General features: G+C 60.3%; 16 protein-coding genes. 8 read left to right on the top strand and 8 right to left on the bottom strand.

Features of this window, described 5'->3' with window-relative positions:
- Positions 1 to 15: 15 nt before the first annotated feature.
- Genes MET49242_RS15155 through MET49242_RS15135 form a run of 5 tightly spaced genes read left to right on the top strand, consistent with a single transcriptional unit; the run spans position 16 to position 2,957 of the window.
- The gene (locus tag MET49242_RS15155; RefSeq protein ID WP_036284056.1) at positions 16 to 558 is read left to right on the top strand and encodes a hypothetical protein; all 543 of its coding nucleotides are present in this window, start codon (positions 16 to 18) and stop codon (positions 556 to 558) included.
- A gap of 54 nt (positions 559 to 612) precedes the next feature.
- Positions 613 to 813 carry a hypothetical protein gene (locus tag MET49242_RS15150; RefSeq protein ID WP_036284054.1) on the top strand — a complete coding sequence of 67 codons (201 nt, stop codon included), beginning with the start codon at positions 613 to 615 and terminating at the stop codon, positions 811 to 813.
- On the top strand, positions 813 to 1,100 hold the full coding sequence (locus MET49242_RS15145) for a hypothetical protein (RefSeq protein ID WP_036284053.1): 288 nt from the start codon (positions 813 to 815) through the stop codon (positions 1,098 to 1,100). The genes MET49242_RS15150 and MET49242_RS15145 overlap by 1 nt, the downstream gene beginning before the upstream one ends.
- Positions 1,097 to 1,411, top strand: a complete 315-nt coding sequence (locus MET49242_RS15140; protein WP_036284052.1) for a hypothetical protein — start codon at positions 1,097 to 1,099, stop codon at positions 1,409 to 1,411. The genes MET49242_RS15145 and MET49242_RS15140 overlap by 4 nt, the downstream gene beginning before the upstream one ends.
- Complete coding sequence (locus tag MET49242_RS15135) at positions 1,404 to 2,957, top strand: DUF927 domain-containing protein (RefSeq protein ID WP_051134236.1); 1,554 nt, start codon at positions 1,404 to 1,406, stop codon at positions 2,955 to 2,957. Before MET49242_RS15140 ends, MET49242_RS15135 begins: the two co-directional genes overlap by 8 nt.
- Here the strand turns inward: MET49242_RS15135 and MET49242_RS15130 are convergent.
- Positions 2,938 to 3,750 (bottom strand): IS5 family transposase, encoded by an 813-nt coding sequence (locus MET49242_RS15130; protein ID WP_036279258.1) that lies wholly within the window; start codon positions 3,748 to 3,750, stop codon positions 2,938 to 2,940. The two genes, MET49242_RS15135 and MET49242_RS15130, sit on opposite strands and share 20 nt — an antisense overlap.
- A gap of 89 nt (positions 3,751 to 3,839) precedes the next feature.
- On the opposite strand from MET49242_RS15130, the gene MET49242_RS15125 reads away from it, so the two are divergent.
- Both MET49242_RS15125 and MET49242_RS25160 read left to right on the top strand, forming a co-directional pair.
- Positions 3,840 to 4,736, top strand: a complete 897-nt coding sequence (locus MET49242_RS15125; RefSeq protein WP_244430826.1) for a hypothetical protein — start codon at positions 3,840 to 3,842, stop codon at positions 4,734 to 4,736.
- Between the two features lie 295 nt (positions 4,737 to 5,031).
- Positions 5,032 to 5,292 (top strand): hypothetical protein, encoded by a 261-nt coding sequence (locus tag MET49242_RS25160; RefSeq protein ID WP_144259651.1) that lies wholly within the window; start codon positions 5,032 to 5,034, stop codon positions 5,290 to 5,292.
- A 907-nt stretch (positions 5,293 to 6,199) separates the two neighbouring features.
- Here the strand turns inward: MET49242_RS25160 and MET49242_RS15115 are convergent.
- From MET49242_RS15115 to MET49242_RS25155, 4 genes are all read right to left on the bottom strand, one after another.
- Positions 6,200 to 7,723, bottom strand: coding sequence for an IS66 family transposase (locus tag MET49242_RS15115; RefSeq protein WP_036284050.1), 1,524 nt, complete (start codon positions 7,721 to 7,723; stop codon positions 6,200 to 6,202).
- A 31-nt stretch (positions 7,724 to 7,754) separates the two neighbouring features.
- Positions 7,755 to 8,111, bottom strand: a complete 357-nt coding sequence (gene tnpB / locus MET49242_RS15110; protein WP_036284049.1) for an IS66 family insertion sequence element accessory protein TnpB — start codon at positions 8,109 to 8,111, stop codon at positions 7,755 to 7,757.
- Positions 8,108 to 8,551, bottom strand: coding sequence for a transposase (locus tag MET49242_RS15105; protein WP_051134531.1), 444 nt, complete (start codon positions 8,549 to 8,551; stop codon positions 8,108 to 8,110). Before MET49242_RS15105 ends, tnpB begins: the two co-directional genes overlap by 4 nt.
- An 80-nt stretch (positions 8,552 to 8,631) precedes the next feature.
- Positions 8,632 to 9,033 (bottom strand): hypothetical protein, encoded by a 402-nt coding sequence (locus tag MET49242_RS25155; RefSeq protein ID WP_144259650.1) that lies wholly within the window; start codon positions 9,031 to 9,033, stop codon positions 8,632 to 8,634.
- 52 nt (positions 9,034 to 9,085) lie between these two features.
- Here MET49242_RS25155 and MET49242_RS15090 point away from each other — a divergent pair.
- Positions 9,086 to 10,272 (top strand): IS3 family transposase gene (locus tag MET49242_RS15090; RefSeq protein ID WP_144259649.1). Its coding sequence is split into 2 segments (ribosomal slippage): positions 9,086 to 9,338 and positions 9,338 to 10,272, totalling 1,188 coding nucleotides; the frame shifts between segments, so codons are not numbered across the junction.
- Between the two features lie 15 nt (positions 10,273 to 10,287).
- On the opposite strand, the gene MET49242_RS15085 is transcribed toward MET49242_RS15090, so the two are convergent.
- The 3 genes from MET49242_RS15085 to MET49242_RS15075 form a co-directional block, all read right to left on the bottom strand.
- Positions 10,288 to 11,022 carry a nucleotidyl transferase AbiEii/AbiGii toxin family protein gene (locus MET49242_RS15085; protein ID WP_036284043.1) on the bottom strand — a complete coding sequence of 245 codons (735 nt, stop codon included), beginning with the start codon at positions 11,020 to 11,022 and terminating at the stop codon, positions 10,288 to 10,290.
- A 226-nt stretch (positions 11,023 to 11,248) separates the two neighbouring features.
- Positions 11,249 to 12,841, bottom strand: a complete 1,593-nt coding sequence (locus tag MET49242_RS15080; RefSeq protein ID WP_036284042.1) for an RNA-directed DNA polymerase — start codon at positions 12,839 to 12,841, stop codon at positions 11,249 to 11,251.
- Between the two features lie 23 nt (positions 12,842 to 12,864).
- The gene (locus MET49242_RS15075) at positions 12,865 to 15,057 is read right to left on the bottom strand and encodes an ATP-binding protein (protein WP_084679135.1); all 2,193 of its coding nucleotides are present in this window, start codon (positions 15,055 to 15,057) and stop codon (positions 12,865 to 12,867) included.
- Between the last annotated feature and the right edge of the window lie 166 nt (positions 15,058 to 15,223).

Raw genomic sequence — 15,223 nt, 5'->3', positions numbered from 1 at the left:
CATGTTCTACGACTGTTGAATTTCCATCCGGTGGTGGTCCAAAACTTCATTGAGCTAGGGCGCGCTTTCGAAGAATTGGATCGAGGCATCGTTCGAGGCTTTCTCCGACCAACCGCCGCCCAAAATCGTGCGCCCAGCCCGGGCGACATTTGGTCAATAAAGGCGATGTTTGCAATCGCTCTTGATGTTATTGCAGGCGATCCTCACGCGGAGCTTGGGGAAGCTGCGAACCAGATTGCGAAGAACTTTAGCTTTATTGCTGACGTGGTTTCCCCGGATACCAAAGATTTTGCGGGATTGATGCTTTCGTGGCGAAAGCATTTCCTCAAAGGCAAAGTGCCCGACCAGCAAGCTCAATTGACGTTCAATAGCCGAGCAGATTTGATCGATCAGATTGGCAACGACTTAATTGCCCGCGGGGAGCAGATTACGGGGCCTCGTGTTTCGGCGGAGATTTTAATGGGAGCTGTATTGCTTTTGGCTACCGCTTCCGATGCAGATGCTATCAAGCGGGTAGTCGCACGAATGGCGCGAAAAGGAAAAAAGCCCCCCTCTTAATTCCGCTAACCTACGTTCATGTTCGGACCATCTCGAAACTAGGAGATGGTTCTAATGTCGGAAAAAATCGAAACGCAATCCGTCGAAACAGTCCGGGCGCACCGCGTGAAGTCGTTCTGCGCTTGCGTCGGCATATCGGCTTCGACGTTCTGGAAATACGTCCGGCTGGGGAAGATCAAGACCATCCGCATCGGCGGGCGCGTGCTTGTCCCGCACGCCGAAGCGCTGCGCATCGCGTCGGAGGGCTTGAAGTAATGAGCGCTCCCAACAAACGAAAAGCCCGGCGCGCCAACGCCGGGCAGTCTCATAAGCAGAACAATCGCAGGACCTTTAATACCACGGCGGCGAGAGGAATTGAACCGGCGTATTTGCAGCGCGTGGCGCAGCGGCTTCACGCCTGCGGCCCTCGTGTCGCCTTCGAGTTCATCGCCGACTTGGCGCGCGGGCGCGACTTTGCGGAGACGCTCGCCGATTTCGCCCGGATTGATCCTGCGATCTATGCCGCCGTCGCGGCGATTATTATCGACGGGGGGCGCGCATGAAAAATCGTCTCGACTTCGACGCCATCAATCGCGCCGCGCTGGCGGCGCTCCCCGCCGTTCTCGCCCGTATCCTGCCCAGCGGCAAGGCCGTGCATAAGGAGTGGGTTGCGCTCAATCCGCGGCGCCGCGACAGGAGTCTCGGGAGCTTCAAGGTCAATCGCTACAACTGCAAATGGTGCGACTTCGCCACCGGCGACAAGGGCGGCGACCCCGTGTCCTTGGTTGCCTATGTTGAAGGCGTCTCCCAAGGCGACGCCGCGCGTCTACTGGCGCAAATGCTGGGTACGGATATGGGGGCGCGCCGTGGATAATTTTGACGACAAATACGCGCCCCTTTCGGCCGATGAATCGTCGGCGACGCCGATTGACACGCCTCCCGCGCACGATGACGGCGAATTGGTCTCGCCGGTTCCGCCCGACGCGCCTCCCGCGCCTTCGCGTCATCGTCGTTTCGGCAATGCGACGATGGTTTGGCAGTATCGCAACGCCGATGGTGCGCGGCTGTTCGAAATCCATCGCTTCGACCCGCCCGGCGAGAGCAAGCAAATCCTCCCGCTGTCCTTGTGGCGCGAACATTCAGGCGAATTGCGGTGGCGGTGGAAAGGCGTTGCGGCCCCGCGTCCGCTCTATAATCTCGACAAGCTTGCGGCGGCGGTGGGTGCGTCCGTCGTCATCTGCGAGGGCGAGAAATCGGCCGACGCGGCGACACGCATCTTTCCCAGAAGCATCGTCACGACTTCGCCGGGCGGCGCTCAGGGTGCGAACAAGGCTGACTGGACGCCTCTTGCCGGCCGGCGCGTGCTGATATGGCCGGACGCCGACGAACCTGGCAAGAAATACGCGCGCGAGGTTACGGCGATCCTTCTTGGAATTGGTTGTGACGTGTCGATCGTGGACGCGATGGCGCTTGCTGCCTTGGGTCCCGATGGCGGGAAGCGGGAACCGTGGGCGGGATGGGACGCGGCGGACGCTGTGACGGAATGGGGTTCAGATATCGCGGCGCTGCGCAAGGCGGCCGCAGCCCACTTCGCCAAGCAACACGAAACCGGGCCGAACTATGTCTCTTGCGGCGCGTTCACGATGGACGCGAACGGATTGACGACAGAGGTTGAGAAGGGGCGCGGCGAGAACAAGACGATAGAGACGGTTTGGATTGCTGCGCCCTTCGAGGTGCTCGGGGCGACGCGCGACCCTAACGGACGGGAATGGGGAAAATGGTTGCGCTGGCGCGACGGCGATGGGCGCGAGCATCTTCGCCATGTGACGGAAGCCTCCTTGCAGGGCGATCCGGCGGCGCTTGCCGCATTGCTCGCGGGCGATGGATTGCGCATCAATCGAGCATATCAAAGGCCGCTGGCAACATACTTGTGCGGCGTCGAAACCAAAGGCCGCGTCACGATCGTTTCGCGCACGGGCTGGCACGAAATTGGCCGCCGCTCGGTCTTTGTCCTTCCGCATGAAACCATCGGGCCGCGCGGCGCTGAAAACGTCATTCTCGACGCGGCGGCGGCTGGCCCCTATGAGGCGAAGGGCTCTCTTGCGGACTGGCAGGAAGGCGTCGGCGCTCTCGCTGGGGACCATGCTCTTGCAGTGCTGGCCATATCAGCCGCGCTCGCGGGGCCGTTGCTCCATATTGCCGGGCAGGAAGGCGGCGGGCTCAATTTCTTCGGCCCATCGTCGAAAGGCAAGACAACCATCCTTCAAGCGGCGGCTTCCGTCTGGGGCAAGGGCGACGCTCCGGGCTATGTCCGTGCATGGCGCGCGACAGCGAATGGCTTGGAGGGCGCGGCGGCGTCTGCGACAGATACATGCCTCGTGCTCGATGAACTAGAGGGTGTTATGCACCTTGGATCATGAAATCTGCTGCGCGCTTGAGCATGAGACATGCGAAGGCGACGACGTGGAGTCCTGCGAGGGTCTGAGCATAGCGCTCGTAGTCTTTGACGAGCCGCCTGCATCGCGTCGCCCAGGCGAATGAACGCTCGACCACCCAGCGCTTGGGCAGCAACACGAAGCCTTTTTTGGCCTCGGCGAGTTTGACGACGCAAAGCTCGGCGCCCTGCGCCTTTGCGGCCTCGGACGCCTTTTCGCCGGTGTAGCCCTGATCGACATAAACGAGTTCGACGCTTTCGCCTGTCACATCCTGCACGGCTGCGATGAGCTTGCCGACCTCGGCGCGGTCATCGACATTCGCCGGCGTGACATGCAACGCCAGCAAATGGCCCAATGTGTCGACTGCCATGTGCAGCTTCGAGCCGCGCTTTCGCTTCGCGCCGTCATAGCCCGCTCGTGGGCCGCTCTCAGGGGTCGAGCGCAAGGTGCGGCTGTCGATGATCGCCGCCGTCGGCTCCGCCGCCCGCCCGGAAGCGACGCGCAACTGGGCGCGCAGATCCTGCGCAAGCGCCTCGAACACGCCCGCCGACAGCCAGCGCTGCGATTGCTGATACACGGCGAACCATGGCGGCAGATCGTTGGGCATGGCGCGCCAGGCGATGCCGTAGCGCAGCACGTAACGCAGGCCGTTGAACAGCTCGCGCAGCGAATGTTGACGCTGCGGCGCGCCTTCGTCCATGAGCGTCAGATAAGGCGCAACCAGCGACCATTCTTCGTCGCTGACGTCAGACGGATAAGGTTTGCGAATCGGAGACATCCGATTCTACTAAGACAATCAATCACCAAAGTACATAACACCCTCTAGGCGTAGTTGAAGCCCGCGACGCGGCGGCGGCTGTGTATGGGTTGAGCAACGGAAGTGGCAAGGCGCGAGCGGCCCGCGATGGCTCGTTGCGAGAGCCGAAAAGCTGGCGCGTCCTTTTGCTCTCGACGGGAGAAATCCCGATTGCGACGAAGCTGGCGGAAGATCGAGGGCGGCGGGCGCGGGCGGGGCAGATGGTGCGCTTGCTCGACATTCCCGCCGATAGGGGGCTCGGCTTCGGGGCCTTCGACAATGACGGACCGGAGGGCGACGCGGGGAAGCTCGCCAAGTCCATCAAGGGTGCTGCGCGATCGGCATACGGGACGGCGGGGCCGGAGTTCGTGCGGCGGCTCATTGCCGAGAATGTTGACGGCGCGACGGTCCGGGAGGTGGTTGCGGGCTTCGTTTCGGCGGAAATCCCAGCCGGGGCCGATGGACAGATTGACCGGGCCGCACAACGGCTAGGGGTTATCGCGGCGGCTGGCGAACTGGCGACCGCGATGAGGGTGACGCCGTGGCGGGAGGGCGCGGCGCGATCGGCGGCGGCATGGGCTCTCAGGCAATGGATTGACGGACGCGGCGGGACGGAACCGGCGGAGGTGCGGCAAGCAATCGAGGCCGTGCGGCTGGCCATCGAGCAACATGGCGAAAGCCGCTTCGAGCCGATCGACGCGGGCGATGGATGGCGGCCGATGGGCTCCCGTCTCGGGTGGCGCAAGGGCTCGGGGGCGGACGCTCAATGGTTCATTCCGCCAGAAATCTGGAAGACTGAAATTTGCTCGGGGCTCGACCCGAAGTTTGTCGCCAAGGTGTTGGGCGAGCGCGGCATGTTGGACCGGGCTGGCGACGGCTGGCAGTTGGTGAGGAAAGTGGACGGGCGGAACACGCGCGTCTTTGTGGTGCGCTCCACCATCTTCGAGGGGGCTGGAAATGGCGATTGACCTTGTTCGCCTCCGCTCCATCGCTCGGGGGGAAATCACTCCAAAAAACGGCGTAGCGGGCGTAGCTGGCGTAGCGGACGTAGCGCGCTACGCCTCGAAAAGCCCGGAACTACGCCAGCTACGCCCGCTACGTGTCAAAAACGCAGGTTTGGAAAATGATGCAAATTTGGGCGTAGCGGAGGGCGTCGCGTCGGCGTTGCGGCGTCCGCCTGAGCCCCGCGACGCCATCCGCGAAGGCAACGGGGCGGGGCAAGTTTTGACAGGTTCCGCGCCGGGCGATGTCCGCAAGGTTGTCATGTCCATTCCCGCTGGCGATGACGCTTGGCGCGTCGCGGGCGACATAATTGCCATGGTGCGGCGACAAGACGCCGCTGGGGATATCCCGCTCGGCCGCTCCTATCGGTTCGATCTGACCGGCGATGGCGACGGCGGGCCGGACCCGCGATGCGACTGCGGAGAGATGGCGACATACGCGACATCCGACGCCCGCCGCCCGAGGGGCGAGCGCTGGGTGTGCTGGGAGTGCTTCGAGGAATGGAGGGCGAGGCGGAATTGAAAGGCCGATAGGGATGAATGACGGGAATTGAAGGCTCTTTAGGGCATATGACAGCAGCCGGTTTCTACCTGGCGATAGCGGAGCCGTTTTTTATTGGCGAATAACGGTGGCCAGTTCCTACAGGGGAAATCTGGGCGTGGACCGCCGGTCCGACCGTGTGGCCAATTTGGCCACTTGTTCATTCATCAGTGAGACGGCGAATGTTGTCGGGAAGGATAGTCCGCGCCGGTATACCGGCGGCCACTGAGAACAAGGCCGCTGAGACAGATTTTAAGTCGGGAGAGATATGCACGGGCGCAGGAAGTTCGGGACCCCCAAAAGAGGCCAAGCGCCGTTCGATTGTAATACCCATTGTAATACCGCGCGCGACATAAAATAAGAAAATCGCGTTAGAACAAATGGTTATGAAGATCAGATGGCGGGCCGAAGCCGACGAAACAGAGAACTACATCTACGCTATAGCCCTCCAAAATGAAGATTGAAATTCAACCGTAGTATCTTGAAATTAAATCGATCTTTCGGCTTGCGCTATCAGCCTCCGTTATTCGCTTGGCAGTCTCGGCTCTTGTCGAAGACAGGGGCTGTCATCTCGTTGCCTTTCAGCCATCATACCAAATACCCTCTCTGTGATCGGCAAGGATAACCGTTGCTGTCTTTGTGGGCGTTAAGGGCGGTGGAGTTCGTGGTCCGCTTAAACCGCTTTTGGCAGTACGGACACTCGACTGTATAGGTCTGTGCAAACGGGCTTCGCCGCGCCCGAGTCTGGGCGACAGCCGGACGGCCGAATACCGACACCCGCCCATTCCCCGCGAACGGCTTCCCGAAATACCCTTTCTGTGCGGCCTCTCCAGCCTTTGACAGCTCGATCTCAAAGCGCGGTTCAAACTGCTCTTCGTAAGCGGTGTTCTCAGGCCACCGCGGCCCAAGGCATGAGTTTGCCGACGCTGTTCGCGGGATGACCATTGGCCAGTTTGGCCAGGGCATCGGTCAGCCATGCGTGCGGGTTGATGCCGGAGAGCTTGCAGTTCTCGATGAGCGTGGCGATTACGGCCCAGTTGTCGCCACCTTCGTCCGAGCCGGCGAACAGGGCATTCTTGCGGTTCAGCGCCAGTGGTCGGATCGAGCGCTCGACCGTGTTGCTGTCGAGGTCGACGCGGCCATCATCGAGGAAGCGTGAGAGGCCATCCCAGCGAGTGAGCGCATAGCGGATCGCCTCGCCGAGCTTGCTCTTGGCGCTGACCTGGCGGTTGCGGGCATCGAGATACTGGCGAAGATCGTCGAGGATGATCCGGCTGCGCTCGTGGCGGACCTGTTGCCGCTGCTCGGCGAGCAGCCCTCGCGCCTCGGCCTCGATGGCGTAGAGCTCGGCGATGCGGCGCAGCACTTCGGTTGCAACCGGCGAGTTGTCGACCAGCTCGTAGAACTTGCGTCGGACGTGTGCCCAGCAGAAGGCGAGTTTTATCTGCTGGCGTCGCCTGGCGAGCGCGGCATAGCCGCCATAGCCATCGACCTGCAGCACGCCTGCGAAGTCGGCGAGATGTGCTTCGGCGCGCTCGCCCTTGCGGTCGGCGGCGTAGACATAGGCGACCATTGGCGGATCACTGCCGCCCCAGGGTCGGTCGTCGCGGGCATAGGCCCACAGCTGGCCGGTCTTGGTTCGCCCGCGCCCCGGATCGAGCACCGGAGCGGTCGTCTCGTCGACGAAGAGACGCTCTGATCGTCGTAATCGTTCGAGAATGTGATCACGCAAGGGGCGCAGATACCAGGCTGCCCGGCCGACCCAGTCAGCCAGGGTGGACCGGTCGAGCTGGATGCCTTGGCGGGCGTAGATCTGGGCCTGCCGGTACAGCGGCAGGTGATCGGCGTACTTGGCGACCAGCACCTGGGCGATCAGCGCTTCAGTGGGAATGCCGCCCTCGACGATCCGCGCCGGTGCCGGGGCCTGCACGATGGCGCTCTCGCACGAACGGCAGCCGTAGCGCGGCCGGCGGGTGACCAGCACACGGAAGGTGGTGGGCACCACATCGAGGCGTTCGGCTACATCCTCGCCGATCTGGTGGAGCGCGCCGCCACAGCAGGGGCAAGCCTTGTCCTCAATATCGACAACCTGTTCGATCCGCTCGAGATGCGTCGGCAACGAGCCGCGGTTGATCTTGCGCGGCCGCTCGGACGGAGCCCGGCTTGCCTTGTCGCGAGCGTGCTCGGCCTCGGCCAGCGCCGTCTCGACTTCTTCCAGGGCAAGCTCGAACTGATCGGGATCGAGCTGCTCGGACCGGCGGCCAAAGCGATGCCGTTGCAAGGCATCGATGATCGCCTTCAGCCGTTCAACTTCGGCCCGAAAAACCTTGAGCGTGTCGAGCTCGCGGGCCTGTTCGAGGACCAGCGCACGCAGCGCTGCAACGTCGTCGGGCAGGTCCGCTTCCATAAGCATGGTACTACTGAATCAGTCGGAGAATGCTCAGTCAACCGGCAATCTGCGGTGCAATCGGGCGGCGGCCACCATGCACCCGGCGCCAGTCCAGACCTTCCAGCAAGGCACCCAGTTGCGCCGCCGTCAGACGCATTACACCGTCCTGGATGCCGGGCCACTTGAAGCCGCCAGTCTCCAGCTTCTTGGCCATCAGGCATAGTCCCGTACCGTCCCACCAGACCAGCTTGATCCGGTCGCTGCGCTTTGCCCGGAACACGTAGATCACCCCGGAATAGGGATCGCCGCCGTACTCGGCGCCAACTAGCGCGGCCAGCGCATCCGGCCCCTTGCGGAAATCCACCGGACGCGTTGCGACCATTACGCGTGCGCCCGCACCAGGACCGATCATCGCGTGGCCCTGAGCGCTTCGATAACGGCGGTGATCGTGCCTACGTCGGCACCGCGGCTGATCTTCACTGCCACCCCGTCGATCTCCAGCTCAACCGCGCTTGCCTTGGTGCGCCGGCGCTTCGTTGGGCGCCGGACCGGTATACCAGCCTCATCAATCGGGGCCGCCTCAACCACTGCCGGGACAAAGATCGGCACCTTCGGCGCCACCGCGCCCTGGCCTTCGAGCTGCTTGCGCAGCGCGCGGCGCCAAGTGAACAGTTGCGACGGGCTCAAACCATGCCGCCGGGCGACAGAGCAGACCGACTCAGCACCCGAAAAGCTCTCGGCGAGGATCGCTGCCTTCACTTCGGGCGGCCAATCCCTTCGCCGACCCGCGCCGGTGAAGACCTCGAAGCGCTGAACCCCGCTCGTGCCAGCATCATCACATGGCATCGTCATAGCACCAACGCCCTCCATCCATCAGGGGGCGCAGACTCGACGCTGTCCTTCAAGCCCGCAAGGTGGGGTTGTGGCTCCGCTTACTGCTCTTCGCTGAGCGAGAGGTTTTGAATTTTGTGGTGGAAGAATGTCTTGATGCCAGGAGGCGACGAGCGTCCGCCGGTGCGATCCCAAGCATAGAAATATTCGGAAGCCTGCCCGTTTTGGCGTCTTTTATAAGCCAGCGAGTAGGGTTCGATAACTCGCTGGTGGCCATCATAGGTGATATTCATGAGGCGACGACCGGCACCCGCCTCAAGGATCATATTGCGGTATTCCGCTGGGTAGAACGGGTCCGGCCCGAATCCCCTCGGTTGCACATCTCCAAATATTAGGTCAATCGCTGACCGGAACCCTTCTGCCACCCGATCGAAATCAAACCGGCTCTCGGCAGGGCAGACGATGTACTTGTTCCAGACCCCTTGGAAAAAGTGACCTGCCACGGAGATTTTCCTCCACGCGGAGTTAGAGTCCGGCCCTGATGAGGACGGACTGATGAAGCGAGCAAGGTTCACTGAGGAGCAGATCATTGCGGTGCTGAGGGAGCATGAGGCCGGGGCTAAGACCGCCGACCTCGCCCGCAAGCACGGCGTCTCGGAGGCGACCCTTTACAACTGGAAGGCCAAGTTCGGCGGCATGGATGTCTCCGAGGCGAAGCGGCTGAAGGCGCTCGAGGACGAGAACGCCAAGCTGAAGAAGTTGCTGGCCGAGCAGATGCTGGATGCTGCCGCAATGCGTGAGCTTCTATCAAAAAAATGGTAGGGCCCGCCGTGCAGCGCGACGCCGTCGCGCATCTGCAGGCCGTCATGGGCCTGTCGGAACGTCGGGCCTGCAGCATTGTCGGCGCGGATCGGAAGACGGTCCGATACCGCTCGCGTCGTCCGCCGGACACGGAGCTTCGTGCCCGGCTGCGCGATCTCGCCAACGAGCGGCGCCGCTTTGGCTATCGGCGGCTGTTCATCCTGCTCAGGCGTGAGGGCGAGCCGTCGGGCGTCAATCGCATCCACCGACTTTATCGCGAGGAAGGGCTCTCGGTGCGCAAGCGCCGCGCCCGCCGCAAGGCCGTGGGTGCGCGTGCGCCGATCCTGGTCGAGGCAAAACCGAATGCGCGCTGGTCCACGGACTTCGTCCACGACCAGTTCGCGAACGGGCGCCGCTTCCGCATCCTAAACATCGTCGACGACGTGACGAAGCAGTGCCTTGGTGCGATCCCGGACACTTCGATCTCGGGCCGACGCGTGGCGCGTGAGCTGACCGCGATCATCGAGCGGCATGGCAAGCCGGGCATGATCGTCAGCGATCACGGCACCGAATACACCTGCAACGCGATGCTGGCCTGGTGCCGGGACAACGGGGTGGACTGGCACCTCATCGCCCCAGGGAAGCCGATGCAAAACGGCTTCGTCGAGAGCTTCAACGGGCGCATGCGCGACGAACTTCTCAACGAGACGCTATTCTTCGATCTCGACGACGCCCGCGCCAAGATCGCGGCTTGGGTACTCGACTTCAACACCGCGCGCCCTCATTCGGCGCTCGGATACCTCACGCCGGCGGCCTATGCCGCCAACTTCACCGCAACGGGCGATCGGCTGCGCAACCCCGACCAGCTTCGCCGATCGCACGTTGCTCCCACTGCGCCGCAAGGCGTAAAACCCACCGAGGCTCTAATCGCCGCTGGATGACATCTCGGTGGCAGGTCAAAAGGCCATGGGTAGCCCAAGCAGGATTTGCTTGGCAGAACCAGGGCTGCGCTCAAAAATGGTTTTTCGTAGGAATGTGCTCAGCACCAAGCTGCGATCCACCTCGATCGATCGCTCAAAGAACGCTGCATAGACAAGATCATAAAGGTCGAACGAGTGCCGACGCTGAAGGAGGCACTTCAACTTGTTGGCCAGCAACTCTTCCAGGGCCATGCACTGCACGTCCACTTGGCACTGCGCCGCATCAGAATAGGGGTGGATGAGCGGGCGCCGGGCAGCAGGCAGTAACAGCCGATCAAACTCCGTCACATCCAGCTTCACGCTGATGGTGAGATTGCTATCCCGGCCATAGAAATCTCTGAAGTAGACCTTGCCCTTGAATGCCTGCCGCTGCGTATCGATCATGCGGTCGGTCTCAAACGTGTTCTTGTCCGTCTCGAACACGACGCCACAAGCATCCTGCGCGCTCAGGCAGGCCTCGTTTACAGCCTTCCTGAAGCGTTCCACATCGATCGCCGACATAACGCTGAAATCGAGATCAGAAGAGAAGCGGGTCGCCGGATAATACGCCTTACGCATGCAGTTCCCGCCTTTGAAGACGAGGGTATGTCCCAGCCACGGATGCTCGAAAAAGGCTTTCAGCAACCAACCAAAAACGTAATCCCGCTCGACATTGGGGATATGCACATCGAGGTGCTTACTTTGAGCCTCAATTTCTTCCCGTTCGATCATAGAGCCAGCTTATGCCATATCTCGGGAGCACAAATGTAGCCGAAGCCATAGCCGTCGTTAAGCGCGAGTAAATGTTCCGGTTTGATCCGTTTGCATGTCTGCTACGCGCCGCTAGAAGCCATACGGGGCTCTTTGGGTATGACGATAGCAGCCATCACCAGTGGCAAGGTTGAGATCAACGGGGTTGCTAATCAATAGTGAAGCCTCTGTTGCAATTCGCAGCGCGCTATTCAACCTGGTCATCTACGGAGGCGCCTAGCTTCGCAATTAGTTTTTCTTTGTTTGACTTCACCCATTTTAGGAAAAGGTGGCAAGTCGGTCCTGAGAAGATCGGCTTGAGAGTGACGAGCCAGTTTTCATATTCGTCCTTCGGTAAGCAGACCGCACCAGAAATGAATGCGGGCTGCTCGAAGGGTGGAATTTGCCCGACAGCGGCTTTGTGCATGCGGAAGAAATTTTTGTTGTTCGTCCTGCTCCGGATGATGTGAAGCTGTCTCTTGTCCAGCAGCGACGATAGGTTCTCGATCTTCTTGAACTGTACACCTTTTATCGGCACGGTGCCGCGCACGAACAGTTCGAGCAGCCATGTTCGGATGACTTGAACGCTGGATGCCGGAGGCTCCAAAATCGCTGAAACAACGCTGTCCGTGAGATCGTTGAAGCAGTCGGGAGTTTCCTCCTCCAGCGCCTGCATCAGAAGACTGACTTCCTTGGCGAATACTACCAACTCCGAAAAGTTCGATATGATGTATTCGATGGCATCTGGGGGCCTCGCGATTTTAAGGGCGCGGAAAATCACTTTGATCCGGCCAACATCATAGTCCTCTTTGCCGATCTCCTCCTGAAGAAATCCAAGCAAATTAAGCGCTTTGAGGGCCTCTATATCCTCAGGGTCCGGCGACTCCTCGAAATAAATATCCGCAGTTAAGGTTTCGAGTGCCTCGCCCTCGGCTTCCTCCGATATGTCGCTTGTCAGCCCCTTAAGCACATCCAGATACGCGCCCCGCGACATTACCCTGGTCTTTGCAGCGTTGAGCGATAAGCCCTCGTTTATGCTGAGCTGCTGGGCAAGAAAGCTCAGGACATCGTATGGATTATCTCCTGCGTTCAAAAAGATGCGAAAATCGTCGACAAACCGCGTGGCTATGATGCCGTGGTCTATGAGCGCCCTATCGGTGTCGGAAAGGGACAGTTCAGCTAACAGTCTCGCTGCGGTGCCGCCAACTGGTAGCCCAAACGACTGCTTCGCCCGGATGACCTTAATCACCTTCTTGATGTATCTCGCGGCGCCGTTCGCGGGGGCGGCCTCATCGAGCAGGTTTTCCAAGCGGTGGAAGTTTATGCGGGCGTAGAAGTCCGAGATATCTGTCAGCACCACCTGCTTGATCTTGAGGTTGCCCTGAATGCGATTTTGCTGTGCATGTAGCCAGTCCTTAAATGTACGGTTCGGGAGGAATAGTGACCCATCGGTCGTGCTGTCGAAACGATACGAAAACGCCTCAAGGCCCTTCGCATCAGGTCGCCTTGCCTCAATCAAAGATCCGATCTCTATCACCGCAGCCAGAAGCAGGACCGTGTCTACGGCACTTAACTGATGAGTAATCCTGAAGCCGAAACGACTCTTCGGCGCAAGAGCCTCGAACGCCCCACCTGGGTTGTAGGAATCAAGGTCAAGCTCCTTGAGCTCAGTGATGATGGCTGCGCTCTCGTCTCGAAAGAAAGCAAGCTCTGGCAGATGCGGGAACACATCGGTGTCCCCATATTTGCAAAGATGCTTGATCGACTTATCAAGTGATGAAACGGATAGCTTAAACCCCACCACTATCTACCTTACCGTCTGATTTAAAAAGGAATTTGATCGCCGATTTCGTTGACTTGCGCAGGAAGTTCCGGCGGCTCTTGAACTTCCGCAGCAGGAGGCGGTTGGACTGGATGTACTGCTCGGAACGCCTCAAGAAAGTGTTCGCGATTGTTCAATCGCACCAGCACGGGGTTCTCACAGGATGAGGCTTTGCCGAAAATCACAGCATGCTGCGCCTCAAGACTGGGAAGCACGCCAGCATAGTCCCTGCCGATATAGTTGGACAGGAATTCCTTTCCGGTATCGTCGAACGTCCTCATGGCGAAGATCGTATTGCATTGATTGAGGATGGTCTTTGTCACATTGGCCGTGCGTTGCGTGATGAGTAGGCAGCCGAGGCCGTATTTGCGGCCTTGCAGGATCGCCCGCGCGCTTCGTGCCGTCGCCGCCTTGTCTCCTTCGGCGACCACTGAGTTCCATTCGGGGACGAGAGAGTGCGCTTCTTCATAGACGAGGCAGACCCGCGCGCGGTCGATCATGCCAAGTTCCTGGCACACCGTAAGAGCGGCATCCGATATGATCGCCGTAATCTCCGTGGGGGTAAGGGTCGCCATGTTTGCGTTTCCCTGATACATACCGCTTGCCTGCCGCGTGACCTCAAACTGAGCTGGATTGAAGATACGCAGCCGCCGTTGTTCGCCTGGATTGATGAAAGCACGGAGCTGTTCCGTGACCTGTCCTCGAAACGCCAAATGGCTTCCGCCCTGTTCCTGATTCTGGTTCGGAACGCCACCCTGTCCTGCTGCTGCCAACTCCTGCTGACGCGCTTCTTCATAGGCCGGATCGATGAACTCCGACAGCAACTCGGCATATTGATTGGTGAGATCGAGGCAGATCACCTTGATCCCGTTAGCGACCATTCGCTCGACCAGTTCGATCGACAGATAGCTCTTTCCGATACCGAGAATGCCGAGGATTGCGGTGTTATGCGTCACCGCGTCCGAGATATTCAGGCCAACACCGAAAATCGTGCTTGGAAAATGTCCGACCGCACCGGGAGAGACGGCATGCTGATCGGATTCGAGTAGAAAGACGGGCGCATTGATCCGGGGCAGCCATTTCACCGGCACGAATTTTCCGGCATCCGTATCCCACCGGCCGATCTTCCGGGCCTTGGCCCGCGCATAGCCGTATGTGTTTTTCTGCTGCACAATGTCTTCGCGCGTCAGTCCGTCGATGATCTGAAAAATGACGTGATGGTCGCCAATGCGGGCTTCCACTAGCCGCCCCTCCGCAAGGTCCCTGTCTTCCGTTACTTCAAACAGCACGTAATCGAGATTTGTGTCGCTGACGACAACGCCACAAAGACGATTGATCCATTGGATCGCGGGCACATCGGCTAGTTCTTCCGGCGTGGCGGATAGGGCAAGCGCGATACCTGTGCCCCTTGTCTCCGGCAGCTTGCTGATACGGCTTTTGAGACCTTCCGGCAGCCGCACGGTTAGCACACGGAGTAGATTGCCTTCGTCGCGCCCGACATAGTTCAGGGCGACGCCCAGCATCCACGGTCCGTTATTGTCGGCAACCACCATGGGCGTGCCGCGCGGCACGCTGTTATCGCCGAGCTGCCGCACCAGTACGATTCCGGGCGACTGATAGGCTGCTATTGCGCCGATCAACTGATCGGCTCTGATCGCGCCCCATTGTTCTCTGCCCCAGTCGATGAAGCCGAGGATCGACTCCACCGGCCGCAGTACGACGATCACAGCCCAGGCACTGAGAATGGCCGCGACCTCGTCCGCGCGCGTTCGGTGAAAGAGCCAGACGCACAGCAGGATGACGATCGTGAAGATTACGACGGGGCTCCCCAGCCCGCGAACCGCCTTGTCCGCTATGCGGGCGAGGGGGCGAGTTTCCGCGCCGACCGGAGGCCTGATGAGCAGGACCAAGACCGACACAACGCAAATGGTGGCGCAGAGCGCAACAACGCTCCACAACAGCGCGGCATCGGCGCTATCTGGTGCAACGACGAGCGACCCGGCGATTAGAGCCGCCAGCGCCATGAATGCGTTCGTTGCTGCATCGGCAGGAGGCGTGAAGTGAGGATTGAGCAGGCGACTACCAAACAGGAGACTGGCGAATCCGCTATACAGCCAGATGGCATTCTCGTTGGGAGTGAAGCCCGTCAAAACTACCAAATACTGGACCACGGCCAGCAAAGCGGCATAAATCATCAGGCTGGCGACCCTATGTCGCGTCTGTCGTCTTGTCGCTTCCACGATCCCCCCTCGTGCATTTTGCCGCTATCGGGAAGGTAGAAGATAGCCCCTGTCGAGTCGATTACCTAGATTTGGCACCATACGCGCCTATTTCGAGCTGATGTCTCTCTACCCGAACGCT

This window comes from Methylocystis sp. ATCC 49242 (genome assembly GCF_000188155.2).
Lineage (GTDB): Bacteria > Pseudomonadota > Alphaproteobacteria > Rhizobiales > Beijerinckiaceae > Methylocystis.
This window is presented reverse-complemented; position numbering and strand designations above follow the sequence as displayed.

Bases quoted from the DNA above. Each gene is read 5' to 3' on its own strand.
- MET49242_RS15105 (WP_051134531.1), bottom strand. From the start codon at position 8,551: ATGACGATGCCATGTGATGATGCTGGCACGAGCGGGGTTCAGCGCTTC.
- MET49242_RS15085 (WP_036284043.1), bottom strand. From the start codon at position 11,022: ATGATCGAACGGGAAGAAATTGAGGCTCAAAGTAAGCACCTCGATGTG.
- MET49242_RS15130 (WP_036279258.1), bottom strand. From the start codon at position 3,750: ATGTCTCCGATTCGCAAACCTTATCCGTCTGACGTCAGCGACGAAGAA.
- tnpB (WP_036284049.1), bottom strand. From the start codon at position 8,111: ATGATCGGTCCTGGTGCGGGCGCACGCGTAATGGTCGCAACGCGTCCG.
- MET49242_RS15145 (WP_036284053.1), top strand. From the start codon at position 813: ATGAGCGCTCCCAACAAACGAAAAGCCCGGCGCGCCAACGCCGGGCAG.
- MET49242_RS15115 (WP_036284050.1), bottom strand. From the start codon at position 7,723: ATGCTTATGGAAGCGGACCTGCCCGACGACGTTGCAGCGCTGCGTGCG.
- MET49242_RS15075 (WP_084679135.1), bottom strand. From the start codon at position 15,057: ATGATTTATGCCGCTTTGCTGGCCGTGGTCCAGTATTTGGTAGTTTTG.
- MET49242_RS15140 (WP_036284052.1), top strand. From the start codon at position 1,097: ATGAAAAATCGTCTCGACTTCGACGCCATCAATCGCGCCGCGCTGGCG.
- MET49242_RS15150 (WP_036284054.1), top strand. From the start codon at position 613: ATGTCGGAAAAAATCGAAACGCAATCCGTCGAAACAGTCCGGGCGCAC.
- MET49242_RS25160 (WP_144259651.1), top strand. From the start codon at position 5,032: ATGTCCATTCCCGCTGGCGATGACGCTTGGCGCGTCGCGGGCGACATA.